1 pseudogene is annotated in these 727 nt (G+C 76.1%); it reads left to right on the top strand.

Going from position 1 to position 727, the window contains the following annotated elements:
• A pseudogene (locus B7L92_RS38320) lies at positions 1-614 on the top strand (cobalamin-binding protein); the annotation flags it as partial.
• Positions 615-727: the final 113 nt, after the last annotated feature.

The raw sequence follows: 727 nt of genomic DNA on the forward strand, positions 1-727 counted from the left end.
TGGTCGCCCACCAGCACCGCACCGACTCCGACGCGGTCCTGCTGTCGGCGTCGCTTCCCACCCACCTCCCGAAGGCCCACGCGGCCATCACCGCCTGCCAGGCCGTCGGGGTGCCGGTCCTGGCCGGGGGCCGCGCCTTCGGTCCGGACGGCCGCTTCGCGCGCGCCCTGGGCGCCGACCGGTGGGCCGCCGACGCACGCGGCGCCGCCGCCGTGCTGGAGGCCGGTCCGCCGAGGCCGACGGCGGTCAGGCAGGTCGTCGACGATCTGCCGCACCTGGCCGACCAGGAGTACACGATGGTCGTCCAGTCCCGGGGCCGCCTGGTCAAGCAGGTGCTGAGCACGCTGGAGGACCGTTTCCCGGCCGCGCGCGCCTACGGCGACGCACAGCGGGAACGGACCGCCGAGGACATCGCCCACATCATCGAGTTCCTCTCCACCGCCCTGTACCTGGACGCCTCGGAGGTGTTCGGGGAGTTCCTGGTCTGGACCGCCGGGGTCCTGGAGGTGCGCGGNNACGACTTCCCCCGGGCCCGGCGTCTCATCGCCGAGGGCGGGGCGGCCCTCGGCGGCCGTGCGCTCCCCGCCGTTCCGGGCCCGGGCGCACCCGCATGACCGGGCTCCCTCCCGTCCCGTTCCGGCCGGTCGTGGATCCCGGCTCCGCCGCGCTGCTCGTCCGCGTCTCCGGCGAACTCGACGACGCCGCCGGCTCCGAGCTGGTCGACGCC

Source organism: Streptomyces viridosporus (assembly GCF_002078235.1).
GTDB classification, from domain to species: Bacteria; Actinomycetota; Actinomycetes; order Streptomycetales; family Streptomycetaceae; genus Streptomyces; species Streptomyces viridosporus.